The organism is Pseudomonas sp. NPDC087614 (assembly GCF_044743485.1).
Taxonomy (GTDB): domain Bacteria; phylum Pseudomonadota; class Gammaproteobacteria; order Pseudomonadales; family Pseudomonadaceae; genus Aquipseudomonas; species Aquipseudomonas baetica_A.
Genome location: NZ_JBIUWN010000139.1, coordinates 2645 through 5954, shown reverse-complemented (window position 1 = coordinate 5954; position 3310 = coordinate 2645). Strand labels below are relative to the sequence as shown.

The 3310-nt window shown below is 60.2% G+C and carries 2 protein-coding genes; both read left to right on the top strand.

The features are described 5' to 3' along the window. Positions 1-15 precede the first annotated feature (15 nt). Entirely contained in the window at positions 16-2004 is a 1989-nt protein-coding gene (tkt, locus tag ACIOWA_RS27165) for a transketolase (protein WP_401162845.1), read from the top strand. Between the two features lie 149 nt (positions 2005-2153). Then, entirely contained in the window at positions 2154-3206 is a 1053-nt protein-coding gene (gene epd, locus ACIOWA_RS27160) for an erythrose-4-phosphate dehydrogenase (RefSeq protein WP_401162842.1), read from the top strand. Positions 3207-3310: the final 104 nt, after the last annotated feature.

Sequence of the window (3310 nt, the reverse complement as noted above, 5' to 3'; positions counted from 1 at the left end):
TGTAGGCTGCGAACAATGCCACCTCCGGCCTCCCCGGGGCCCCCACGGGTATGGCATCAAGCGCAAAAGTACTTCGGCGATATCTGCCATACCCATAGGGGCACCGGGATGGCCGCTGAAGTACTTTGGCGCGACTACCTCAAGCACAACCCGAGCAATCCATCGTTCGCTGACCGTGACCGCTTCGTGCTGTCCAACGGCCACGGCTCGATGTTGATCTACTCGTTGCTGCACCTGACCGGTTACGACCTGTCGATCGACGACCTCAAGCAATTCCGTCAACTGCACAGCCGCACCCCGGGTCACCCGGAGTTCGGTTATACCCCGGGCGTTGAAACCACCACCGGCCCGCTGGGTCAGGGTCTGGCCAACGCGGTGGGTTTCGCGCTGGCAGAAAAAGTCCTGGCGGCGCAGTTCAACCGTCCGAGCCACAACATCGTTGACCACCACACCTACGTTTTCCTGGGTGATGGCTGCATGATGGAAGGCATTTCCCACGAAGTCGCTTCCCTGGCCGGTACTCTGGGTCTGGGCAAGCTGATCGCTTTCTACGATGACAACGGCATCTCCATCGACGGCGAAGTCGAAGGCTGGTTCACCGATGACACCCCGAAGCGTTTCGAAGCCTACAACTGGCAAGTGATCCGCAACGTTGACGGTCACGACCCGGAAGAGATCAAGACTGCCATCGACACCGCGCGCAAGAGCGCGCAGCCGACCCTGATCTGCTGCAAGACCACCATCGGCTTCGGCTCGCCAAACAAACAAGGCAAAGAAGACTGCCACGGCGCCCCACTGGGTGACGCGGAAATCGCTCTGACCCGCCAGGCACTGAACTGGAACCACGGCCCGTTCGAAATCCCGGCCGACATCTATGCCGAGTGGGATGCCAAAGAAGCTGGCCGCGCCGTTGAAGCCGAGTGGGATCAGCGTTTCGCTGCCTACTCCGCCGCGTTCCCGGCTGAAGCCAACGAGCTGATCCGTCGTCTGAGCGGTGAACTGCCGGCTGACTTCTCGGAGAAAGCCTCGGCCTATATCGCTGAAGTCGCTGCCAAAGGCGAAACCATCGCCAGCCGTAAAGCCAGTCAGAACACCCTGAACGCGTTCGGCCCGCTGCTGCCGGAACTGCTTGGCGGTTCGGCCGACCTGGCCGGTTCCAACCTGACCCTGTGGAAAGGTTGCAAAGGCGTCAGCGCTGAAGATGCCAGCGGCAACTACATGTACTACGGTGTGCGCGAATTCGGCATGACCGCCATCATGAACGGCGTCACCCTGCACGGCGGCCTGGTGCCTTACGGCGCGACCTTCCTGATGTTCATGGAATACGCTCGCAATGCCGTGCGCATGTCCGCTCTGATGAAGCAGCGCGTGATCCACGTCTACACCCACGACTCCATCGGTCTGGGCGAAGACGGCCCGACGCACCCGCCGATCGAGCAACTGACCAGCCTGCGTACCACGCCGAACCTCGACACCTGGCGTCCAGCCGATGCCGTTGAATCGGCTGTGGCCTGGAAAAACGCTCTGGAGCGCAAGGACGGCCCGTCGGCGCTGATTTTCTCGCGTCAGAACCTGCAGCACCAAACCCGTGATGCCGGCCAGATCGCCGACATCAGCCGTGGTGGCTACGTGCTGAAGGACTGCGCAGGCGAGCCTGAGCTGATTCTGATTGCGACCGGTTCGGAAGTCGGCCTGGCTGTTCAAGCCTTCGACAAACTGACCGGGCAGGGCCGCAAGGTGCGCGTGGTTTCCATGCCTTGCACCAGCGTGTTCGATGCTCAGGATGCTGGCTACAAGCAAGCCGTCCTGCCGTTGCAGGTTGGCGCGCGTATTGCGATCGAAGCGGCTCACGCCGACTTCTGGTTCAAGTACGTGGGGCTGGAAGGTCGCGTGATCGGCATGACCACTTACGGTGAGTCGGCGCCTGCGCCAGCACTGTTCGAAGAGTTCGGCTTCACCCTGGAAAACATCCTGGGTCAGGCTGAAGAACTGCTGGAAGACTGATCCAGAAGTCGCGTCGTCCGGACTGACGCCTTCGCGAACAAGCCCGCTCCCACAGGAAAGTACATTCCAATGTGGGAGCGGGCTTGCTCGCGAAAGCGGTGGTTCAGACGCCACTGCAATAACGGATTCAAACGGTAATCGAGAACCCCATGCCTCAACCGCGTCCTTACAAAGTTGCACTCAACGGCTACGGCCGGATTGGTCGTTGCGTCTTGCGTGCGTTGTTTGAGCGAGGCGAAAAAGCCGGGTTTGAAATTGTCGCAATCAACGATCTGGCTGACATGGCCAGCATTGAATACCTGACACGCTTTGACTCCACTCATGGCCGGTTTCCCGGCGAAGTGCGGGTTGAGGGCGATTGTCTGCATATTAATGGCGACTGCGTGAAGGTCCTGCGCAGTGCCACTCCCGAAAGCATCGATTGGGCGTCCCTGGGCGTCGATCTGGTGCTTGAATGCTCCGGCGCTTACAACACCCGTGAAGACGGCCAGCGTTTCCTCGACGCCGGCGCGCCACGCGTGTTGTTCTCGCAGCCAATGGCCAGCGAGGCGGATGTCGACGCCACCATCGTCTACGGCGTCAATCAGGATTGCCTGACCGGCGACGAACTGCTGGTGTCCAATGCCTCCTGCACCACTAACTGCGGCGTGCCGCTGTTGCGTCTGCTGGACAAGGCCATTGGTCTGGATTACGTGTCGATCACCACCATTCACTCGGCGATGAACGATCAGCCAGTGATCGACGCCTATCACCACGAAGACCTGCGCCGCACCCGTTCGGCGTTCCAGTCGGTGATCCCGGTGTCCACCGGTCTGGCGCGCGGTATCGAGCGTCTGCTGCCGGAACTTGCCGGGCGAATTCAGGCCAAAGCCGTACGCGTGCCGACGGTCAACGTCTCCTGCCTCGACATCACGATGCAGACCACCACCGCGACCGACGCCAATGAAGTCAACCGGATCTTGCGTGAAGCCGCCACCAGCGGCCCGCTCAAAGGCCTGTTGGCTTACACCGAGCTTCCCCACGCAAGCTGTGATTTCAATCATGACCCACATTCGGCCATCGTCGATGCCAGCCAGACCCGTGTCTCAGGCCCAAAGCTTGTGAACATCCTGGCCTGGTTCGATAACGAATGGGGTTTTGCCAACCGAATGCTGGACGTTGCAGAACACTATCTGCAAACAGCAACTTCAAAAAAACCGTAGGAAGTGCGACCCATGACCGTGTTGAAGATGTCCGACCAACCCCGCTCTCTTGCCTCCATGCTGTTCCCGGTTGGCCTGCTTTTGATAGCCATGGCATCGATCCA